This is a genomic window from bacterium (assembly GCA_024228115.1).
Taxonomy (GTDB): Bacteria; Myxococcota_A; UBA9160; order UBA9160; family UBA6930.
Map to the genome: position 1 here is coordinate 1 of JAAETT010000361.1, position 1,506 is coordinate 1,506.

General features: G+C 37.3%; 1 protein-coding gene. It reads right to left on the reverse strand.

The window, feature by feature from the left end; genetic code table 11:
* Nucleotides 1-795 precede the first annotated feature (795 nt).
* On the reverse strand, nt 796-1,506 hold a 711-nt coding region (locus GY937_16075), incomplete at its 5' end, for a hypothetical protein (protein MCP5058223.1).

Below are 1,506 nucleotides of genomic sequence, written 5' to 3' on the forward strand. Positions count from 1 at the left end.
ACACACACATGTTACACAAAAAGTGTATAATACAATTTAAAGCACACAAACACACACACACACACACACACACACACACACACACACACACACACACACACACACACACACACACACACACACACACACACACCACACTCCTCACACTTGAAAACCCAGGGTTTGTAAATTTTTGCTAAAAACTGTTAAAATTGGAAAGAAAAATTTTTTTACACTGTCTAATTTTTGCACGGTCTAAATTTTCTTAAAACTAAAATGGTTGTCAGATTCGGACTCAGCACCCTTGAAAACCTAGGTTTTGTAAATTTTAGCTAAAAACTGTCAAAATTGGTTTAAAATTTTTAAACAATGTCTAATTTTTACAATTTTCTAATTTTTTTTGCCTAAAACCTTCTCCTTGTTAAGTCCTATCGAATGAGTTCTCATTCATCAAAATTGGACAAAAACTTAATGAGTCTATAGCAAACAGACAAATTCTTCAATTATTTATAAGTAGATGCGTACATTTGGTTTTGTTGCTACAGCGTTGTAGAAGAACCAGTTTCTATGTCTGTGTGGTTGCTGTTCTTCGACCTTGCGTATCATGTGTCAAATTTTGGGGGCCTCTTTTTGATTAATAGACTTTGTCCGCATCTCTTTCTGCCATTGTGTATGAAAGTGTGTGTGCGTGCGTGCGTACGTGTGTGTGTGTGTGTGTGTGTGTGTGTGTGTGTGTGTGTGTGTGCTCCGGTTTTTTAGAATATGAAGTATGCCCCGTTTTTTAGAATATATATGTTTGCGGTTCCCCTGGTTTTTTTAGAAATAGAAATATTTTAAAATGATATACCACGGCGGCGGTAAGTTAATTGTTGAATTATCCGCATTTCTAAAATTTATGCTTTTTATGTTTGCATAGGAATTTGTAAAAGGTGCGGTGTGCCAGAAGTGTTCGCCTTCGGTGGGGAAAATCGTCAACAAGCGATCGGAATCGTCGAATACGAAGATCAATTCTGGTTTTGCTTCAAGCCGACGTGCTCTATTAAGACGCTTCGGTAGCCAAGAATCGGCGAAATTGAATAACTTTTTCAACGGGTCACTCAATATTACACCGCTAATTACGGAAGTGTTCAACTGAATTATTATCTCATCCGAAATTGATTTGTGGATGTGAATATTATCGGTCAAATCTATGAAATAAGGTATGCTATCATTGTTATTTCTTAGGTTTGATAATTTTTCTGTTGTGAAATCTACAGCTGTGTATATGCCATTTCTAAGCTGAATCAAAACTTGATCTATCGATTTATATCTTTGTTGTGGAATGTAGATCGGAATGTAATCTTTTGGACCTAGTTGGGCTAAATTAAGCCATAAGGCCGCCTCTCCCGTACTACCTTCATAGTTCAAAAAGCGGTCCCCGAAGTAGATCGCTTCTACTCCGGTTCTCATGTCGAAACGGTCATGTCCACTTATTTCTTGTTCTGTAACTACTTTGTATTCTGCGGCGGTAATTGCGACGCAAAACAA